Annotated in this window: 16 protein-coding genes; all 16 read left to right on the top strand. The window is 49.3% G+C overall.

Going from position 1 to position 21415, the window contains the following annotated elements:
• A partial coding sequence (spoIID, locus tag ACFSX3_RS23170; protein WP_379313317.1) for a stage II sporulation protein D occupies positions 1 to 980 on the top strand: 980 nt, incomplete at its 5' end.
• A gap of 61 nt (positions 981 to 1041) precedes the next feature.
• On the top strand, positions 1042 to 1779 hold the full coding sequence (locus ACFSX3_RS23165) for a peptidoglycan DD-metalloendopeptidase family protein (RefSeq protein ID WP_209988956.1): 738 nt from the start codon (positions 1042 to 1044) through the stop codon (positions 1777 to 1779).
• 235 nt (positions 1780 to 2014) lie between these two features.
• On the top strand, positions 2015 to 2302 hold the full coding sequence (spoIIID, locus tag ACFSX3_RS23160) for a sporulation transcriptional regulator SpoIIID (protein ID WP_019915029.1): 288 nt from the start codon (positions 2015 to 2017) through the stop codon (positions 2300 to 2302).
• Between the two features lie 128 nt (positions 2303 to 2430).
• Positions 2431 to 3429, top strand: coding sequence for a rod shape-determining protein (gene mreB / locus ACFSX3_RS23155; RefSeq protein ID WP_209988953.1), 999 nt, complete (start codon positions 2431 to 2433; stop codon positions 3427 to 3429).
• Between the two features lie 48 nt (positions 3430 to 3477).
• Positions 3478 to 4356: a flagellar hook-basal body protein gene (locus ACFSX3_RS23150; RefSeq protein ID WP_209988950.1), complete on the top strand. Its 879-nt coding sequence runs from the start codon at positions 3478 to 3480 to the stop codon at positions 4354 to 4356.
• Positions 4357 to 4426: 70 nt separating this feature from the next.
• Positions 4427 to 5248, top strand: a complete 822-nt coding sequence (locus ACFSX3_RS23145) for a flagellar hook-basal body protein (protein WP_209988947.1) — start codon at positions 4427 to 4429, stop codon at positions 5246 to 5248.
• A gap of 9 nt (positions 5249 to 5257) precedes the next feature.
• A complete protein-coding gene (locus ACFSX3_RS23140; RefSeq protein WP_209988944.1) occupies positions 5258 to 5497 on the top strand; it encodes a DNA-directed RNA polymerase subunit beta in 240 nt (79 codons plus the stop codon).
• Positions 5498 to 5800: 303 nt separating this feature from the next.
• Positions 5801 to 6223: a 3-hydroxyacyl-ACP dehydratase FabZ gene (fabZ, locus tag ACFSX3_RS23135; RefSeq protein WP_209988942.1), complete on the top strand. Its 423-nt coding sequence runs from the start codon at positions 5801 to 5803 to the stop codon at positions 6221 to 6223.
• Between the two features lie 47 nt (positions 6224 to 6270).
• Positions 6271 to 7989, top strand: coding sequence for a phospho-sugar mutase (locus ACFSX3_RS23130; protein WP_209988939.1), 1719 nt, complete (start codon positions 6271 to 6273; stop codon positions 7987 to 7989).
• 142 nt (positions 7990 to 8131) lie between these two features.
• Complete coding sequence (locus ACFSX3_RS23125) at positions 8132 to 10171, top strand: DUF5693 family protein (protein WP_209988936.1); 2040 nt, start codon at positions 8132 to 8134, stop codon at positions 10169 to 10171.
• Positions 10144 to 11313, top strand: a complete 1170-nt coding sequence (gene csaB, locus ACFSX3_RS23120) for a polysaccharide pyruvyl transferase CsaB (protein WP_209989383.1) — start codon at positions 10144 to 10146, stop codon at positions 11311 to 11313. Before ACFSX3_RS23125 ends, csaB begins: the two co-directional genes overlap by 28 nt.
• Before the next feature lie 7 nt (positions 11314 to 11320).
• Complete coding sequence (locus tag ACFSX3_RS23115; protein WP_339220753.1) at positions 11321 to 12079, top strand: WecB/TagA/CpsF family glycosyltransferase; 759 nt, start codon at positions 11321 to 11323, stop codon at positions 12077 to 12079.
• Positions 12080 to 12192: 113 nt separating this feature from the next.
• Positions 12193 to 13317, top strand: coding sequence for a glycosyltransferase family 4 protein (locus ACFSX3_RS23110; protein ID WP_209988932.1), 1125 nt, complete (start codon positions 12193 to 12195; stop codon positions 13315 to 13317).
• Positions 13318 to 13555: 238 nt separating this feature from the next.
• Positions 13556 to 17476, top strand: coding sequence for an S-layer homology domain-containing protein (locus tag ACFSX3_RS23105; protein WP_379313314.1), 3921 nt, complete (start codon positions 13556 to 13558; stop codon positions 17474 to 17476).
• 125 nt (positions 17477 to 17601) lie between these two features.
• Complete coding sequence (locus tag ACFSX3_RS23100; RefSeq protein WP_036699246.1) at positions 17602 to 17943, top strand: hypothetical protein; 342 nt, start codon at positions 17602 to 17604, stop codon at positions 17941 to 17943.
• Between the two features lie 590 nt (positions 17944 to 18533).
• A complete protein-coding gene (locus ACFSX3_RS23095; protein ID WP_209988925.1) occupies positions 18534 to 21395 on the top strand; it encodes an S-layer homology domain-containing protein in 2862 nt (953 codons plus the stop codon).
• Positions 21396 to 21415: the final 20 nt, after the last annotated feature.

Below are 21415 nucleotides of genomic sequence, written 5' to 3'. Positions count from 1 at the left end.
CGGCCGTGCCGCAGGCCACGGCCGCTCCGGCGCCGCCGGCACCGGCGGCTGCCGCAGAGGCGCCGCAGCCGGAGGTAACCGTCTATTTGTCGCGGAGCGGACAAATCGAGACCCTGCCGCTGGAGGAATACGTCAGCGGCGTACTGGCGGCCGAGATGCCGGCCGAATTTGAGCTCGAAGCGCTCAAAGCTCAGGCCGTAGCGGCCCGCACGTTCATTGCCCGCCGTCTGGTCGCTGGCGACCACAGCGGGGTACCCGTTCCTGAAGCGGATGTGAGCGATACGGTAAGCCATCAGGCTTACGTATCGCAGGCCGTGCTGGAACGGGACTGGGCATCCGGCAGCAAGCGCGCCGGACTGGCGAAGATCCGCCGCGCGGTCCTGGAGACGCGCGGGACCATCATGACCTATCAGGGGCAGCCGATCACGGCTTCCTTCTTCGCCTCCAGCGGAGGGTATACCGAGAACTCCGAGGAGTATTGGAATGCTGCGGTTCCCTATCTGCGCAGTGTAGCCAGCCCTTGGGAGCTGCAGATTACCCCGAACCTGGCGGTAAGCTACACCTTTAGCAATTCGGAGCTGCGCAGCAAGCTGGGCCTTGGAACCAAGGACCTTCCGGCAGTAGCCAGTCTGGGAGCTTCGGGCAAAGCGCTGCCAGTCTCCTCTCAATCCTCTACCAGCTTGCCAGCGGAGGTACTGTCGCTTACAGCCGGCCACCGGATCAAACAGATCTCTATCGGAGGGAAGGTGTTTACCGGGCGGGAAGTGAGAGAGAAGCTGGGGCTGCGCTCGAGCCAGTTCACCTGGAAGCGCCAAGCGGGGAAGGTGCAGATCACCACATATGGTAACGGCCACGGTGTCGGCATGAGCCAGTGGGGGGCGAACGGCATGGCGAAGCAGGGGAAGACGGCCACACAGATTCTCAAACACTACTACAGCGGGGTCACTTTTACCGGAATCTCAACTCTCCTGAAAAAATAATCTGCAAGATACGTATAAAAGCGAAGCGCCCGGTAACACTGGTTACTGAGGTGATAACCATATGAATGAACAAGACAAAATCAAATCAACCCATGATGAATCTCTCAAAAACAAGCAGGGAGATTCAGGCGCCAAGCCTTCTTCATGGAGCAGACTGTTATCCAAACGGTGGGTATTCCCGGCAGTCTACACGGCGGCAGCGGCACTTATACTAACCTTGGTGTGGGTCTATCAGGATGCCGGCCAGAAGCCGCTGAATCCGGACAACGCCGCGGTAGTATCCCAAGGTGAGGCCGGCAGCAAAACCGGAGCCGCAAACGGTGATCCCGAAGCCCTGGAAGTCGTCGCATCAGCCGAAAGCCTGGTCTGGCCGGTAGCCAGCCCGAGTGAAGTGGAAGTGGTCAAACCGTACTACGATGAGAACGGCACGGAAGAGAATCATATTGCAGCGATGGTGCAGTACAACAATACCTTTGTCACCAACACCGGAATTGATATTGCCCGTGAAGACAACAAGTCGTTTGATGTGAAGGCGGCACTCAGCGGTGAAGTTACCCGAGTGGAAGATGTGGCTGTACTGGGCAAGGTCATCGAGGTTACTTCCCCCGGCGAGCTGAAGACGGTCTATCAGAGTCTTGGCGAAACCAAAGTGAAGCAGGGCGATGAAGTGAAGCAGGGCGATACGCTGGCAACCGCGGGACGCAATGAGATGGAGAAGAGCCTTGGCAACCATGTACACTTTGAAGTGCATGAGGACGGCAAGATTGTGAATCCTTCGGATCTGCTTCCGCAGCGCTAAGCCGAAAGATCAGCAGGGGGCGAAAGCCTCCTGTTTTTTTTCTGAACATACAACTTGACCTGAAATGGACAGTCCGGCAGGTTCTATTCTGGAAATTAGGCTGTGAAATGCAGTGATTTGGGTTGTCCGAGAAATAAAATGAGCCTTCCGGAGCTTGTCATGTCCTGAAAGCGCGAATATATAGGCCCGCCCCTCATATAATGTACCAAACTATTCACAGTTGGGAGGCGGGAGCGTGCACGATTACATCAAGGAACGTACCATTAAAATCGGACGCTGCATCGTAGAAACCAGGCACACGGTCCGGACCATAGCCAAGGAATTTGGCGTTTCAAAAAGTACGGTGCATAAAGATTTAACCGAACGGCTGCCGGAAATCAATCCGGATCTGGCTGATCAGGTGAAGCACATTCTCGAATATCACAAGTCCATCCGTCATCTTCGGGGGGGAGAAGCCACAAAAATTAAATATAAGAAAACCACAGGTAAGAAGCGTGAGGTTGCCGTAGCCTCAAAGCCATAAGATTTTCGGATTTTCGGGCCATAATTCAGGTTTAGTCCATTGTGCACACCCCCCAAAGTATGGTATTTTTAAATTTGGTACTATCTAACTAATCTCATTTAAAATAACACTTTGGGGGCTCTTTCATTATGTTTAGCAAGGATATCGGAATCGATCTCGGTACAGCCAACGTGCTCATTCATGTTAAGGGAAGGGGAGTCGTTCTGGATGAACCTTCCGTCGTCACACTTGAAACTGATACGAAGCGAGTCCTTGCGATTGGTGAACAGGCACGCCGGATGGTTGGGCGGACACCTGGAAATATAACGACGATTCGTCCGCTCCGGGACGGTGTAATCGCCGACTTTGCCATTACGGAAATGATGCTCAAATACTTTATTGACAGCGTTGGCGGCCGGACCTGGTATTCACGGCCCCGTATTTTGATTTGTGCTCCCACCAATATTACTTCCGTGGAACAGAAGTCCATCCGTGAGGCAGCGGAGCGCAGCGGGGCCAAGGAAGTTTTTATGGAGGAAGAGCCCAAAGCTGCAGCCATTGGTGCAGGAATGGACATTTATCAGCCTAGCGGAAATATGGTCGTCGATATTGGCGGCGGAACGACGGATGTAGCCGTGTTATCCATGGGCGACGTCGTTACCGCCTCTTCCATTAAAATCGCGGGGGACAAGTTCGACGATGCCATTTTAAGATATATCAAACAGAAATATAAGCTCCTGATCGGTGAACGTACTGCAGAGGACATCAAAGTGACCATCGGTTCGGTACGTCCGGGCGGGATGAAGGCAGAGATGGATATCCGCGGACGCGACATGGTGAGCGGACTTCCCCAGACCCTTACCATTTCCTCCGGCGAGGTGAAGGAAGCATTGTGGGACCCGGTCTCTTCCATTGTGGCTGCGGCCAAGTCGGTGCTGGAGCGTACGCCGCCCGAGCTGTCAGCAGATATCATTGACCGTGGAGTCGTATTGACCGGCGGCGGTGCCCTGCTTAACGGACTCGACGAGCTGCTCTCCGAACAGCTGCATGTTCCGGTCTGGGTGGCTGAGGACCCGATGCACTGCGTAGTTAAGGGCACGGGAATTATGCTCGATCATTTGGACAAGGTGGTTAAGAAAAAGTTCTAGCCTGCCGATAATAAGGAAAACAGCAGATTCCAGGAAGGGACTGACCTCATGCTCAGAGGATTATATACAGCCGCAGCAGGGATGGTAACGCAGCAGCGCAGACATGATACGGCGACGCAGAACATGGTCAATTTAAATACTACGGGGTACAAGCAGGTCGATAGTGTCAGCCACGCCTTTCCCGAGGTGCTGATCACCGCGATGGACGGGGGCGCTGCTAAGCCTGTCGGACGGATCAATACCGGAGTTTTTGCCGAGCAGTCCGTCTCCCAATACCTGCAGGGCGACCTCATTGAGAGCGGCAAAAGTGTAGATTTTGCATTATCTACCGACTTACAGGTCGATGATCCGGACAATCCGGGCATAAGTCTTGCTTTTGACGGCTCCGGTAAACATATCAGTCCGGATGGCGAGGTCACTTACCGGCCGCAGGCGTTCTTTACAGTTCAGGATAATGAAGGCAATAATTTATATACACGTAACGGAAGCTTTACCGTCGCCCCTACAGGGGAAGTGCTTAGCTCCGGCGGATTCAAGGTGCTCGACAGTAATGGCAATCCGCTGAGATTGACAGGGCCCCAGGATAACCTTAAAGTGGACGGGCAGGGTAACCTGATGAATAATCTGACAGGACAGCCTTCGGGCACCCGGATCGGAATCAGTGTCATCACAAGACCGCAGGAGCTGGTGCGTGATGGTAATGGTGTCTTCCACGCTGATGATGCCGAGGCCGCAGACATCCGCTTTTCTAATGGAACCGATAATCTGCAGGTACGGCAGGGGTACCTGGAGAACTCCAATGTGGATGCCACTCAGGTCACTGTGGATATGAACGCCGCTTACCGCGCTTATGAAGCGAATCAGAAAGTGATCCAGTTCTACGACAGCAGCCTGCAGAAGGCCGTGAATGAAGTCGGCAGAGTATAGCCGGGCTGCACGGACCATTGTTCTGACAGTGTAAGCCAGTTTCTTATCAAGCTTGTGGGAGGTTAGACCCGTGAACAACTCGACAATCGGTGCATCTGTCTCTATGGCCAGTCTGCAGCAGCGGCTGGATATTATAGCGGATAACATTGCCAATATGAATACCAATGGCTATAAGAGTAAAGAAGGCTCGTTCGAGGATGTGCTTACCCGTGTGCAGCAGCAATCCAAGGATTATGACCAGACTGGACGCAGCATGCCGCTGGGCTTCAATATCGGCTTCGGGGTGCGTGTGCCTACAGTTACAAGTAATTGGGAGGAAGGTACGCTCCAGGAGACAGGGAAGCCTACGGACTTGGCGCTTCAAGGCAACGGATTGTTCGGCGTTCAGGTGAACGGTGAAACGGCATATACCCGCCAGGGGAATTTCCACTTCACCCCGGATACCGCCAATAAGGACAAGATGGTTCTTGTAGATAATACCGGCAACCCTGTGCTGGGTGCTAACGGCACCCCGCTCACCGTAGGGGCTAATGTAAGTGCTGCTATTGATGAGCGTGGCCAGGTGTGGACCAAGACGGATGAGAAACAGCCGCCGGTCCTGGCCGGCAGCTTAATGATTGTAGAGCCGCTCAGTAAGAATGCTTTGCAAGCTGTAGATGGTAACTTCTATGTATTGGCTGATGGTGTGACTGCGCAGCAGGCATTCGTGCCAAGAGCAGCGGGCGCAGCGAAGGATGTAGGCGTGCGTTCAGGCTATCTGGAATCCTCCAACGTGGATCTGAGCCGGGAAATGACGGAGATGATGCAGATTCAGCGTACGTATCAGCTTGCTGCCCGGGCGCTGTCCTCCAGTGACCAGATGCTGGGCCTGGCTAATAACATGCGCGCGTGAGGTGAAGGAATGAGTCGTGAGAAGGTTAAGACTGCACAGAATGCAGAAGAGGAACAGCAGCAGCCGGTGAAGCGGCGCAGGATTAAGGCCTGGTCCATTATCCAGTGGTTCCTGATTCCATTGCTGCTGGTTGCCGCGCTTGGAGGCGGGCTGGTCGTAGGGTATGTGATCCTCGGCAAAAAGGAGCTAAGCGATGTGCTCCTGTGGAGCACCTGGAAGCATGTATATGATCTGGTGTTCGCACCTTGAAACGTTATGGTATACCAATATCGGAGGCTCCCTTGTTGTGCAGGGGAGTTTTCTTTTTTATACTGAAAAATGTATAATGATGGCGTGCCCTAAGAGCGCCAAAAAGGGCCCTCTCCGCCATGCTGCCGCGTGCGGTGGAGAAAGCCCCTTATCTCAACCTCCACTGCTGCAGGTGGTGAAGGATAGTTATAGTTTTTGCCGAAGCTGTCCATATTTATGCAGGGCGGCGAAGAATAAAACAAAAGTGCTGCTATAGGCGGAGGTTCATAGACGCGGTTATAACCGAAGGGAGCTTTAATAATCATGCTAAATACCAATCAAATTCAAGAAATAATCCCCCACCGGCCCCCATTTCTGCTGGTGGACAAAATTACTGAAATAGAAATGGGCAAGCGGGCGGTCGGCATCAAAAATGTAACGGTAAATGAGCCGTTTTTCGCCGGACATTTTCCAGGATTTCCGGTCATGCCGGGAGTGCTGATTACGGAAGCTTTGGCTCAGGTGGGTGCTGTGGCTATTCTTGGAGTTGAAGCCAACCGGGGCAAAATCGGTTTTCTGGCCGGGCTTGACGGCTTCCGTTTTCGTGGACAGGTTGTCCCCGGCGATACCCTTGTGCTTGAGGTAGAGATTACCCGGCTTAAAGGCAGCATCGGCAAAGGACAAGCCACCGCCAAGGTGGACGGCAAGACGGTAGCTTCCGGCGAGATTATGTTCGCACTCAGCTAGTTCCTGTTATAAACTTATACATTATAGATGGAGAAGGAGAGATTGACATGACTGGATTAAGCCCGAAGGCGCAGGAGACCCTGACACGTTGGCTGCAGGACCCTTCTGTCGACGAGAACACCAAAGAAGAGCTGAAGGCTCTTGCCGGTGAACCGAAGGAGCTGGAAGAACGATTCTATAGAGATCTTGAATTCGGTACAGGCGGCTTGCGCGGAGTCATCGGGGCAGGCAGTAACCGGATGAACCGTTATACGGTCGGCCGGGCCACTCAGGGCTTCGCTGATTACATTCTAGGGCAGCATACGGGCGCAGGCAGACCCTCGGTGGTCATTGCTCACGATTCCCGGCGCTTCTCGCCGGAATTTACGCTGGAGGCTGCGCTTGTTCTTGCCGGTAACGGCATTGAGACTCATCTGTTCTCTTCCCTGCGCTCCACGCCGCAGCTGTCATTTTCCGTCCGCCATCTGAAGGCCTCGGGAGGCATTGTGATCACTGCCAGCCACAATCCGCCTGAATACAACGGATACAAGGTCTACAACGCCCAGGGCGGACAGCTGGTGCCGCATGAAGCAGAGAAGGTTATTGCTAATATTCTGAATGTGGACTCCTTCAATGGGGTGAAGCGCCTGTCTCAGGAGGCTGCTGAGAGCGCTGGCTTGCTGCACTGGCTGGGGGCGGAAGCGGACGAAGCCTTTACGGATACGGTAGCTGCGGTAAGTGTCGGCCGTGAAGAGATCGCTTCTTCGCTGGGCCGCGACTTCTCCATTGTCTATACGCCGCTGCACGGGACAGGCAATCTTCCGGTCCGCCGTGTACTGGAGAAGATCGGCTTCACTCAGGTGCATGTAGTTCCTGAGCAGGAGCAGCCGGATTCCGAATTCTCGACCGTGAAATCACCAAATCCGGAGGAGCGCGAAGCCTTCACTCTGGCGATGAAGCTGGGCGAAGAATTGAATGCAGATCTGCTGATCGGTACAGACCCGGATGCTGACCGTATGGGCGCCGTGGTCCGTGACAATGAAGGCAAATTTGTGGTGCTGTCCGGGAATCAGTCCGGCGCGCTCATGATTCATTATTACCTCAGCCGTTTACAGGAACAAGGGAAGCTGCCGACCAACGGCGCTGTAGTCAAGACTATTGTAACCAGTGAGATGGGCGCTGCTGTAGCCAGCCATTATGGCGCTACGGTGTTCAACACCCTGACCGGGTTCAAATATATCGGGGAGAAGATGAACCAGTTCGAGCAGTCCGGCGAGTATACGTATCTGTTCGGATATGAAGAAAGCTACGGCTACCTGGCCGGCAATTATGCCCGTGATAAGGATGCAGTCCTTGCTGCGATGCTGATCGCCGAAGCGGGTGCCTATTACAAGGCCCAGGGCAAGACCCTGTACGATGTGCTGCAAGAGCTGTATGCGCAGTTCGGATACTTCCTGGAGAGCCTGGAATCCCGCACGCTGAAAGGCAAGGACGGAGTGGCTCAGATTCAGGGGATTATGAATGACTGGCGCACCAGCCCGCCACACGAAATCGCGGGAGCTTCCGTGACACAGGTGCTGGACTATTCATTGGGACTTGACGGTCTGCCTAAGGAGAACGTGCTGAAGTATTTGCTGTCGGACGGCTCGTGGTTCTGCCTGCGTCCTTCCGGCACGGAACCGAAGATCAAAGTGTATTTTGCGGTTGTGGGTGAATCACTGGATAACGCCAAGCACAAGGTTGCTGAATTGACCAGTCAGGTTATGGCACGGGTAGACGGGAAATAATACACAATAAATAACCTCCCTGCGGAAACGGAGCTGCTCCAGATGGAGAGACCTCCGTTTCCGCTTAAATTTGCCGCTGGCAAGAGGAGCGGCATCTGTGAGGTACGGCATTCAGCTTTAAAGCGAAAGAGGAGGTACTTTGGTGCAGCAGAAATGGCAACGCTGGAATATAGCATCACGCAAGTGGTTATGGATTATTATGGTGGTTGGTCTGATCAGTGCGCTTCCGGTCGTATATGACCGTCTACAGACAGAGAAGTCTTCCAAAACGGTTGAGTTTGTCTTTGATTACCGCGATCTGGTTGAGGTTGCGAGCTACCGGGAGAATCCGCAGGATTACATCAACGAGCAGCTGGACCGGCTGAAGACTGCCGGTGTTCAGAGTATGGCTATCTACGAGAATACACTGGAGGATTTCCGCAAGGCGCGCCGCCTGATGATCTGGGGAGCGTCTGATATCGCCAATCTTACTGATACTGTGATTCCGGAGAATGAGAACTATACATATGTCCTCTTTACCAGTGCGAAGAACAGTGAAATGCTCTCACCGGTTATCCGGGATGCCTTCAATAGTCTGGACATCCGGACGGAAGAGTGGAACTACCGCGGACAGCAGGGGCTGATCATCGAGACTCCGCTGGAGAATGCAACGCTCAAGCCGCTGCAGCCGGACCCGATCACGCTGGAAATGCTGCACGATAAGGGCTTCAGCATTGTGCCCCGGCTTGTAGACTCTCTGGCGTACAATCAGGATGCCGTGAAAAAGCTGCTGGACCGTTACGCCGAGCTTGGCGTCAAGCGGATTCTTTTTGAAGGCGAGTCGGTTAAGGGGTACTCCGATGATGCGGATATGGCCAGTCTGACAGCCTTCGCTAATCTCCTGAAGCAGCACGGGATGGGGATTGCAGCTATCGAGAATATTAAAGTTCAACAGAAGGGCTTCTCCAAGCTGGCCTATATGCTGGACTACAACGTGACTCGCCTGTATTCACTCAGTGAGGCGGATTCCAGCCTGAAGACTGAAGTGATTGCAGACCGGTTCGCACTGGGGACGAAAGACCGCAATATCCGCATGATCTATCTGAACACGATTCCCTCAAGAGACACCAAGAAGGCTGCCATTACAGATACGCTGGATAATCTGATTGAGAGTCTCAGCGGACCTGAGGGTGCGGTGGCCAAGATTGAGTCTAATGGCTTCAAGCTTGGACAAGCTACAGCGTTTGATGTGGCCGACTCCTCCTTCCAGCGTTATTTTAAGCTGATTGCAGTGATCGGAGCCGTAGCTATGGTTGCCCTGCTGTTCTCCTACTTCATTCCTTGGCTTACTCTGCCTGTATGGGTACTTGGACTGGTAGGCAGCGCCGGGCTGCTGATTCTGAAGCCGACATTATTTGAGCAGGCGCTGGCGCTTGCCGTAGCCATAAGTGCGCCAACCTTGGCAATAGTGCTGGCTATCCGCAAAATTAATGAGATGGGCCCGCCTTTACGCGCTAATCCGTTAACCTTTGCCGTAATGAGCCCGCGCCGCCGGCTGACGCACAGTCTGGTCCTGTATGTCAGAACTGCGTTAATCACATTCAGTGCGGTGCCTTTCGTCATTGCCCTGCTGAATAATATTACCTACGCCCTGGTGCTTGATCAGTTCCGCGGTGTAAGTCTGCTGCATTTGGCCCCGATCGGGCTTACAGCACTCTATGTCCTCTTGTACCGTGGAGAGTTTGCCTTCAACAAGACCGGCAAACTGCTGCGGACGCCGATAACACTCGCTATGGTCATTGCCGCCGGTGTACTGGGTATCGTAGGAATGTATTATTTAAGCCGGACCGGGAATGCCGGAAGTGTAAGTGGACCGGAGAAGCTCCTGCGCACCTTCCTGGAGAACACCGTCGGGGTAAGACCGCGCAACAAGGAGTTCCTGCTGGCGCATCCGCTCCTGATCCTCGGTGCATTCTTGGCTTATAAATACCGGAGTGCGGCCTTCATCATGATTATTGCAGTCATCGGCCAGTTGTCTATGGTGGATACCTTTGCCCATATTCATTCGCCTGTGCTGATCTCGCTGGTTCGCGGACTTCTTGGTCTGGGACTCGGCCTGATTATCGGTATTATCGCTGTTGGGGTATGGCAGATCGCGGAAGGGTGTTGGAAACGATGGTCACCGCTACTCAAAAAATTATAATTTCCGGCTTTTACGGCTTCCACAACAGCGGAGACGAAGCTGTTCTACAGTCCATTCTGAATGCTCTACGCAAGCAGTCTCAGGCCTCAGGATTAACACTGGAGCCTGTGGTATTATCAATTGATCCGGAGTGGACGGCAGCCACATACGGTGTGGAATCCGTCCACCGGATGAAGCTGGGAGAGGTACGCAGAGCCATATCGGAAAGTGCGGGTCTGATCAGCGGCGGGGGCAGCCTGCTCCAGGATGTAACAAGCAGCAAGACCATTCCGTATTACCTGGGCATCATCAAGCTGGCCCAGTGGATGGGGAAGCCGACATTTATCTATGCCCAGGGGATCGGCCCGGTGAACCGGAAGCTGTTTCATCCGCTGATCAAATCCATTTTCCGTAAATGTGCTTATATCTCCGTGCGGGATGAACAGTCACGCCTGCTGCTTCAGTCTATGGGACTTAGCATTGACGATATAGACGTTGTACCCGACCCGGTTATGGGTCTGGAATTGCCTGAGAATATGCAGACAGAACAACATGCAGAAGCAAATCCGGTAGCTGGGGATACACCCAATTCCGGGCTGCAAGGTGCGCCCGCTACTGTAGGTGTCTCCGTGCGCTTCTGGGAGCAGTCCCGCCAAGAGCTGGACGCGCTGGCCGAAGGCCTGGTGAAAGCTTCTGCGGAGCAGCCGCTCCATGTGCACTTTCTGCCCTTCCATCATTCTGCGGACAATGAGGCTTCCCGCTATGTGATGCAGAAGATGGGCCTGAGAATAGAAGACAATGGGGGATCGGTAACGATCCGTGAAGATGCGCTTCATCCGCTGCAGATGCTGCGGGAGGTAAGCCAGTGCCAGGCGCTTATAGGTATGCGGCTGCACAGCCTTATCTATGCTGCGGGACAGCGTGTCCCGGTAATGGGTGTCTCTTATGATCCGAAGATCGATCATTTTCTTGAACGGGTTGCCTGTAAGCCGGTGGGTAAGACAGATACGCTGGAGGCAGACACGGTGGCTGCCGGGCTTCTGGAGCTGCTGAGGTCAGGAGAGAGCTGGAAGCAGGAGCGGGAGCCACTGATTGCGGCACTGACCCAAGAGGCTGAGACTCCGGCCCGGAGAATCGCCCAATATTTCGGCCATAAAGGATGAGTGACAAGTGAAAGCAGAAAGTACATTACCTACAGTGCCTATTTTTGGCATACGAGTATCTAAGGCGGATATGAAGACCACCGTATCCTATTTGACGGAGGCGGTTCATAAGCGTGAACCTCATCAGGTAATTACTGCCAATCCGATTATGGTCATGGCGGCGCTGGAGAATCCGTCTTATATGGAGATTATGAAATCAGCAGAGCTTGTAGTTCCTGACGGGACTGGAGTGGTCTGGGCAGCGAAATATTGTCATGAGCCTGTAGCAGAGCGTGTAGCGGGTTTTGATCTTTTACATGAATTATTGCACCAAGGCGAAAGCTACAACTGGCGGGTCTATTTGCTCGGTTCAACCCCTGAGGTGATTCGCGAGACGGCTTCCCGGTTACAAACAAGATATCCCGGTATTGTCATCGCTGGATATCATGACGGGTATTTTGGTCCGGCAGAGGATGAACAAATTGTGGGTGGAATCCTTGAAACGAAGCCTGACCTGCTCTTTGTCGCCAGAGGGGCGGACAGTCAGGAGCCATGGATCGCCAAATACAAATCCCGGCTGCAGATCCCGGTGATGATGGGTGTTGGCGGGAGCTTTGATGTGATCTCCGGCAAGAGCCGCCGTGCCCCTGTTGCCTTCCAGAAATTAAGGGCAGAATGGTTATACCGGCTGCTCAAGGAACCCACGCGTTACAAAAGAATGCTTGCGCTGCCGAAATTCGCAGTAAAAGTAGTGCGAGAGAAAGATAAAGTAACAAAAGATAAGTGAAATGAGGATATTTACCGAAAAAATCCGTGTTACCGCCTAAAAACAGTATTGGAATTTGTTTTTGGTTCAGCGTATAATTCAATGCGGTAGAGAAATGGGGGTCGACTTTTCAAATGTTAATCATATACATCGCCGGATTCGTTGTGTGCATGGGGCTTGCACTGCTTTTGACGCCGTTCGTGAAGAAATTCGCCATTAAGATCGGTGCGACAGATGTGCCAAATGCCCGGAAAGTGCATACGAAGATCATGCCCCGCCTTGGCGGACTCGGCATATTTCTGGCGTTTGTGTTAGGCCTGCTTGCCGTATTGCCGTTTATTCCGTATGACTTCACTCCCCGGGAGACTAATTTCATTAAGGCGCTGCTATGCGGCGGAGGTCTGATTGTATTGATCGGCGGTTTGGATGACCGTTTTGAGCTGTCAGCCAAAGTGAAGCTGCTGGGCCAAATTGCCGCTGCCTGTATCGTAGTTTTCGGGTTTGGCATCACGGTTGATTTCGTAAATATTCCTTTTCATAATAGCTATTCTTCCCTAGAGAGCTGGATTGCCATTCCTCTGACGATCTTCTGGATTGTCGGTGTCACGAACGCCGTGAACCTGATCGACGGACTGGACGGGCTTGCAGCAGGCGTATCCGGTATCGCAATTGCTACGATCGCTGTAATGGCCTTCCTAATGGGGAACACCATGGTTGCCCTGCTCTGTCTGCTGCTGCTGGGGAGCATTCTGGGATTCCTGTTCTTCAACTTCCATCCCGCCAAAATCTTCATGGGTGATACGGGCTCGCTGTTCCTGGGCTTCTGCCTGGCGCTGCTAGCACTGCTCGGCTTCAAACAGATTGCGGTGGTTTCATTCATCACACCACTCCTGATCATCGGAGTTCCGTTATCGGATACCTTCTTCGCCATCGTCCGGCGCAAGCTGCAGAAGAAGCCGATCTTCGCTCCGGATAAAGGCCATCTCCATCACTGTCTGCGCGAGCTTGGCTTCAGTCACCGCCAGACGGTACTGATCATCTACGGCATTGCCGCATTCTTTGGCGTCCTTGCAGTCATCCAGACCTCCGCTTCGCTCTACGAAGCCAACTGGGTTACCTTCGTAGTCATCTGTGTCATGCTCTTCTTCCTGCAAATCGGCGCAGAGATCACTGGCGTCATCAGCAAGACCAAACGTCCGGTGATTGACTTGTTTTTGAGAATGCGGATGAAGGTGGATCAGGAACGGGGCACTAAGTGATACATTCACTTGGAGTTAGGCTGTATCCAATTTGATTACATTGAGTTGAAGCGTATCCTGTCACAGGATACGCTTTTTTAGTGCGCTCATAAGAACGGAATCTCAAGAGAGCTATCCAATTGTGTCTACTGTAGCAGATCTGGATGCCATTTACAGAAAACTTGGACATAGTCCTTCAAATTATGGACGGCTAGACCGATAAAATAATTATCATCTACAAAAGGGAGAGGTTAATGACATGCAGCGCATGAGAAAGACATTTATCTGGACACTTCTGTTCGCTTTATTGGTATCCTTAGTCCCGCCAGGACTTATGAATATTGCGGCGGCTGCAGATAAGCCTACCAGTTATTTCACACCGGATAACCAAAAACTTCGGAATACGGTTGATCTGACCTTACTGCCGTCATCTACACAGCCGCCAAAGCAAATTGCAAGAGATAATGTATTGCAGGTGACAGATGCGAGCTTGACCGTGACAGGAACCTTTACCAAGGTGACTAGTTCTACACTTGGAGCCAATGTTCAACTTTTGAACTGGGATCAGACAAATAAAAAGTGGATCGAAGACCCTACACGTGTAACTCCAGGTGTTGTCCAATTGGATGTTGACAGTCCTGATAACCGATTCAGTGCCAATCTGACCTTGTATCCGGGTATGAACCGGATTACACTGACTGGATCACAAGGCAGCAATGAACGATCAGAAGCATTTTATGTTCTGTTTGATAAGGTGCCGTATGTAGAGAAGCTTCAGGTTCTGGGTGGATCTGAGAAGCTGAATCTAAATGAAGGCGCACAGTTAGTTGTAGCCAATAAAGAGATCACACTGGAAGGTAAGGCGCAGAATGCTACCAAGGTTACCGTTGCTCTTAATGACGGTACTGCGTCAAGTACATCCTTGCTTCAGGATGGGACCTTCTTTTCTCAGCGAATGGAGCTTAAGCCTGGGGTGAATACCCTTAAGCTGGTTGTGCAGAATGGTTCTGACACGCTGAGCTTCCAGTATTCTATCTTTTACTATGATGAGAAGAATCCAATCGTTGCAATGTATTTAGGGGATAAGACGACCGGCCAAGGCCAGGATCTCTTGTACGGAGACCAGCCTGTGATGACAGAAGACAGCGATACCGCCAACCTGTTCGTCCAAATGATGGTTCCAGACAATGCCGGAGTACCCTTCCAGGGCTCAGCAGTTGTGAAGCTGGATAGCATAGTACCCACTATTGAATTTGGTGAAGGATTAACACTTGGAAGTAGTGGTGCTGTAGAATTAAAAAAAGGAACTGAAATTATGGTGCCCTCTCCAGTCAAGGATGCGCCCGCTTATAGGCTGGTAACCTTCAAAATCCCTCTGACCTTAACAAAGGACAGTGCAACACCAGCCAACCGCCTTGAGAAACAGACGCATAACCTTTCCGTAGCTTATGGAACCAAGACGGTAAACCGCTCCATTGAATTTCAATATATGAAAAATAATATTGTAATCACGGATATGAAGTATTTAGCGGGATATAACGGAACCGGGACGGTGCCTGCCGGAGTAGCGCTGAATGGGGCCAAGGTAGATTCGGGAGAATTCTATATTTTGGTCAAAACCAATGCGGCTGTAACAACCAAACCTGTAAATCTGCTTGCAAGCTATTTGCCTTTGTCCACCAGAGTGTTAAAGCCAGAGTGGGTGGAGTCGGTAACTTCTACAGAGCACATCTTTAAAATTACGGATTTCCAGAACGGAAATCAGACTGTACGCTTCAAGATTGATGGATCGTCCTCCAACAAGGATGTGAATATTTCATTTGCCTCTAAGAGCTATATTTATGTATCGAACCTTACAGACGGACAGACTTATGTAATAAACTCTAAAGAAAGTACATCGTTGAACGTCAAGGGACAATATGTTGATTTTAATCTGGCCAGTAAATACTTTTTAGCTGAAATGTATGTGAACGGAACAAAGGTCATGCCTATCGGCTCAGAGAAATTTCCGAACGCCAGTGACGGCACTTTTACAGTGGATTTAAAAATTGATGCAAGTGCAGGACCCATTGTATTTGGGGAGAACAAAATTGTTCTAACCGGTACAGGGGTAGATGAAAAAGGACAGGTCCGTGAGGTTCGCAAGGAACTGCGTGTCTATATTCTTGATGAGAATGTATCGACCATCAGCAAGTTCCAGCCAGCTTTAGGTACAGGGAGATCGGCATTCCCAGACGCTAATTTTGGGCCAACGGACGTCCTGTTGACAAAGCTGTTCAATCTGACACCTGACTTCATTTATAATGAAACGAAATATACGACCAGCCTGAAGACCTATGATTTGGTGCTAAGAGGCAGCGGGGCAGTCAAGCTTAATCTGAACCTGGGGACCAAAAATATATTGTCGCTTGATATTCCTGCTAACGCGAGTTCCGCGAACACAGTAAGCCCGATCTTTGCGGATCAACGTTATACCACCAGCTTTGCCGGCAGTCAAAAAGACTTCGTAATGCGGATTCAGGATCTTACCAATGATACACCAGGAACTTATATATACACGCTTGAATTGATCAACAGCACCGGTGCCAAGACTAGCCAGAAGCTGGAACTGGTCCGGGAAGTAAGTGCCTACCGTATTCTGTCACCACAGCCTTCTGTAGGTACCCAATATGTTGTGAATAAGAATTTTGTTCATTTCGATATTGAGGCTGAGGGAGCTACAAATGTAATTATTGATAAAGAGCAGGCAGTCAAAAGAACGGATCTGGGCCCTGGTAGATTCGTATTGGATTATGTAGGGTTGAAACCGGATAAGGCCAATAGTATTAAAATTCAGATCGTCAGAGGAAGCAGTACAAGTACAGATACCATCTCCATATTCTATACAGGTACTGTGGCGGTTGATTCGCAGTATATGGCACCTAAGGTAGCAGACAAATACAGTGTATTTAATAAGAAGCTAGAGCTGAACTTTCCTAAAGGAACAGTAATGCAAAGTACAGATACGCGCAATCTGAAGAAGTTCTATCCAAATACCAAGCTTCGCTTCGGTATTGCAGAGCCGACAACGGGTGTGGTGGAGCGCCGTAATGATTATGGCAATGTCATCGGCTTCCCAATAACGTTTGAGGAGAGCGGCATCCCTAACTGGATCATTCCTGACGAATTTTCTCTTCGTTTCAGTTCTCCGTATGAGAGCAGCAACTTTGTGAGAATATCGGATGTGTATTGGATTAGCGGAGGCCTTGGTGAACTGGGCACAGCAGCATCTGCAGGTTATATTCCTGCAACGAATGGTCTAGCCCCTTATTCTGTTGATGGTCTGTTCGGTGACCCGCAGACCCCAGCAGAACGCAAAATCACCCCGTCCAAACGGGGAACGTTAACTCTGTCCTTTGACTCCAATGTAGTTGACGATGCAGGGACAGTAGTAACTGTATTCCAATATAATTCCAATCGGGAATGGGTTAATATTGGCGGGACCGTTGATACCAAGAAACATACGATTAGTGTTCCATTTGATGATTTTGGTTATTACAAGGTTATGAAGATGAGCCGTGGCTATAACGATATTACGAACCACCAATGGGCCAGAAATATTCTAAATGCTCTGTATTCCAAGGGAATCATGAACAATCTTCGCTTTGAACAATTTGGAACAGACGATCAAACAACAAGAGGAGAGTTTGCAACCCTGCTTGTAAAGGGTCTGAATCTGCCGCTTAACTACGATGATAATAAGACTTATTCAGATCTGGTTCCGGGAGCCGGCTCAGTTACATGGGACTACGCACATATTGAGACGGCATCAAGAGCAGGAATTGTGACGGGACTTACTGACGGAGTGTTTGGGCCGGATCAACCAATCACGCGTGAACAAGCCGCTGTGATGATCGCCAGAGCGCTGAAGTTGAAGCTGCCGGTTAACGATCAGAAATTGAAGGATGCAGTAGCCAAGTCCTTCCTGGATTCCGGTAAGATAGAGTCCTACGCTTTATCAGCTGTTCAGGCCGTGTCAAAGGCTAAAATCATGAACGGGGCTGAAGTGAACACTCCAGGGCAGAAAAAGGCTTCTTACAACTTTAATCCCAAAGCCAATATGACAAGAGCTGAGGCCGGTAAAATTGCTGTGGAGCTTTTGAAAAAAAGCACTACAATTTTCCCTAAAACCCTGAGCTAGGGATGACAGCCCAAGAGTAATGACCTTATACAGGTTAAATTACCATTCGGACATCTTTGTAATCTGCTCCCATTTGCGTTACAATGTCAAAGAAACCATTTTTACGTGAAAGGTGAAAGCCATCGATGAAACCGATTTTATCAAAAGCACAATTGGATTACACGAAAGCAAAGAATATGTTTGAGAATAGAGCAAAGGTTATGGAAAAGGAAATTGCAGCGAAGCGGGCTCTGCAGGAGATCACTCAGGAAGTAATGGAAGAGCTTGTCCAAGCAACTGGCTTTCACGATGCTTACAATGAGCTGGTTATTGCTGAGAATGCTTTGATCGAATGGTCCCATAGCACAATCAAACATGAGAAGAGCTACCGCGAGAACCGTGCAGCGATTGATGCCATGTATGAGAATGTTAATGCAAGCCCTGAGAAGCGCCAGGAGTTAATACAGCTATCGTTGAAGATTCGATAGTCCTGGGTATAGTAAGTTGAAGGAAAGGCTGCTGAGTTGATCTCAGTAGCCTTCTTTTTATGTAGATCATTATCCGGGAAGGTGTTAACCCTAGTGCAATGTGGGTATATACTTATTAGCTTGAATGCTGGTCAATAAAAATAACCTTTTTAGTATGCAATATTTGTTTATAAACTTAGCAAATATTGTTTAATGACGTTTGGAATGCCTCTATGCTATACTGATTCCCGTAGCCACCCAACATTAACAATAGTTAGTAGAACATACATATTGTATCTTCTAGTGTATCGGGGCAGGGATACAGCAGGCAGAAAAAAGTTTTTTTAACCAAAGCGCAACTTTTTTGAAACTATTGCGTTTAAGGTGTAGAGTCACTTGCACAAGGCAATTGCGGAATGCCCTGGAGGCACTACACATTGCTAAATGGAAAAATTAGCTTTACGTGACCAGAGGCACATTGTATAATACTTAGGTAGAATTAGGAATCTAGTATTACTATGCCTTGAAGCTGTTTACAAGTTTCTGTGATACCCGTCACAGACATTATTTATACTTAATCTGCTCAACTCGGGAAAGGGGGTGCTCGACAAATGAGTGATATGAGCTACACAACTAAAGAAAAATCCCAGTTTATGAACGTCCAAGGAGGAGAAAAAAAGGTTATGAAGAAAATTTTATCCGTAGCATTATCTACAGCAATGGCATTCTCGATGTTTGCCTCTGTAGCATTTGGTGAAACAGCAAAAGTAAGTCCACAACAAGCATTTGATGCTTTGGCAGCAAAAGGTATTCTCAATGGATACCCAGATGGTAAAGCTCACCTTGAAAAAGATCTGACTCGCGGTGAATTCGCTAAGATCGTTACTAAATTGTTCGGTCTTACTGAAGTAACTGGCAAGTTGTCTTACAAAGATAAAGGTTACACAGCTAGTAACTGGACTGTTCCTTATGTAGAAGCTGTTACAGCTGCAGGCCTGATGCAAGGTCAAGACACTGTAAAAGGTCTCTTCAACTACAATGGTAAAGTAACAGTTGAAGAAGTTGCTGCAGTATTGTTCCGTGCTTTGAAGATGGAACAGCCTACTACAACTGATAACAATGCATCTGTATGGGCTAAAGGCTATGCACAAGCAGTTATCAACGCTGGTCTGATTGCTAAAGATGTAAACTTCAAATCTAATGCTGACCGTGCTCTGGTAGTACAAACAGCTTATGCAGCTGATCAAATCGGTAAAGTTGCTACATTGACTGTAGCTTCTGCTGAAGCAGTAAGCCCAACCAAAGTAGTTGTAACTTTCTCTGACAAAACAACTGCAAACGTTGAATTGACAACTGCTCTGGTAGCAGGCGTTGAAACAACAATCAACTTCAAACACCTTGAAAAGGACTACACTGCAAAAGTAACTCTGCAGGCTCCTAAGGTTGTTTCCGTTACAGCTCCTAACTCGAAGCAAGTGGTTGTGAAGTTCAATCGTCAAATTTCCCAAGATTCCGTTGTATCTGATGGCAAATTGATTGATGATGTAGTTAAAGTTGTAAAAGTATCGACAACTGCTAATGTAGTTGACAATGCTGAAGTTGTATTTAACACTGATGGTACTGAAGCTACGCTGACAGTTCCTGGCGAAGTTAACTACCTTAAAGGTCAATACACTGTAGTTGTAAGCAAAGAAGTTAGAACTATTGGAAACGAAGAAATTCCTACTTTCACTGATCTGATCAATGTTGCTGACGTTGTTGCTCCAACAGTAACTTCTGTTACGGCTGTTGCTAAGTCTACAACTAATAAGGTTTATGTGAAAATGAGTGAACCTACTAAGCTTTCTGGTCTGATTGCTTATGTGAATGGTGCTGCTGCAAGCGTAGCTCGCGACACTTATGATTCCTTCGTTCTGACTACTGGTACTTTGACTAGTGGCCAAACTTATGATGTGTCCTTGACAAACGTTTCTGACTTTGCTGGAAATGTTGCTACTCCAAACCCAGTTAAAACATCTGTAACTGTTACTTCTGATGTTAATGCTCCTGTAATTAAAAGCGTAACTCCAGTAGGTGATCGTTATGTTGAAGTGGTATTTGACAAGAAAGTTAGCCGCGATTCCCTCGTAGGTAACGTTCGTTTGTTGGATGCTAATGGCGAAAGCAAAGGTGTATTCTCCATCGAAAACACTTCGGATAATGCAACTGTGACTTTGAGATCCCCACTGGGCTCAATGTCCACTACTACATTCACTGGTTCTATCTTGTTCGGATCTGGTGTTAAGGATACGCTTGGTAACACTCTGGGTACTTCCGTATCCCAAGCTATTACTTTCACAAAAGACACAGTTGCTCCAACAGTAACTAGCGTGACTTACTCGAATAGAGGTCTTGTTGTTAAGTTCTCCGAGAAAGTACTGTCCCCAGCTTCTGGTAAAACATTGACATTGATCAGTGATTCTACTGGTGCTGTTACAACAACTATTGCTTCCGGTAGCGGTGTGCTTTCAAGCGACAAGAAGTCTGTGACATATCAAGTGTCTAAAGAATTCACTGGTGCTCATACCCTTCGTATTCCTGAAGGTTTGGTAACAGATGATTCCTTCGCTAAGAACTCATTGGCTGCAACTGTACAGGCACTTACTGGGAATTCCGTCTCCACTGACGAAGTAGCTCCAGAAGTAACTGCTATTACTCGTAATGACAGCACACTTGAAAATTCTACTGTAACTGTTTATGTGTATGCTAAAGACGCTGGTGGTCTGAATGTTTCGACACTGAAAGATGTTAATAGCTACACATTGGATAGCAAGGCATTGCCTACGGGTGCTTTTGTAACAATCGAAACTCGTAAAGGTCCTAATACTGCACCAACTGAAGCTGTGGCAGTAGTTGAGTTCCCAGGTTCTGGAATCAGCGAAACTAAGGAATACAAATTTGTTGCAAGTGGAATTGCTGATACTGCCGGTAATGGTGTTGTGGCCTTCACTCAACCAATTAGTTTGACAGACAGAGTTAAACCAACATTCAAATCGGCTGCAGTAGCAGCTAACGATGGTAAGTCCCTGATTCTTGAATTCTCTGAAAAAATCAAGAACGTGGTAGCTGATCCTGAAAATGCTGGAACTTTGAATGCTAATAACTTCGAGTTCAAGATTAACAACGTACTTGTTAGTGATTCTGAAGTAAGCATGGGCACTCGTAACACATCTGGTACAGATGTTAACAAGTTCTATGTAACCTTCAATGTTAAAGCTGGTAAATACCAGGGTGCTGATGTTCTTTACTTCGGTGAAAGCATTAATACTAACGGAAGCAACATTGTTGCTTACGTGAAAGATGCCGCTGGTGGTAAGCTTGACCTGAGCGCTAACTACATCAACGAAATCACCGTTAAGGTGAAAGATACTTCCAAAATCGTTGATATCACTGGTAACCCAGTTGTTACTGGTACAGAATTGAGCGGTAAATAATTAAAGCTTCCTTACCGAAG

This window comes from Paenibacillus rhizoplanae (assembly GCF_042684125.1).
Taxonomy (GTDB): domain Bacteria; phylum Bacillota; class Bacilli; order Paenibacillales; family Paenibacillaceae; genus Paenibacillus_AQ; species Paenibacillus_AQ rhizoplanae.
The sequence above is the reverse complement of the archived record's forward strand: the minus strand, read 5'-3'. Positions and strand labels throughout refer to the sequence as shown.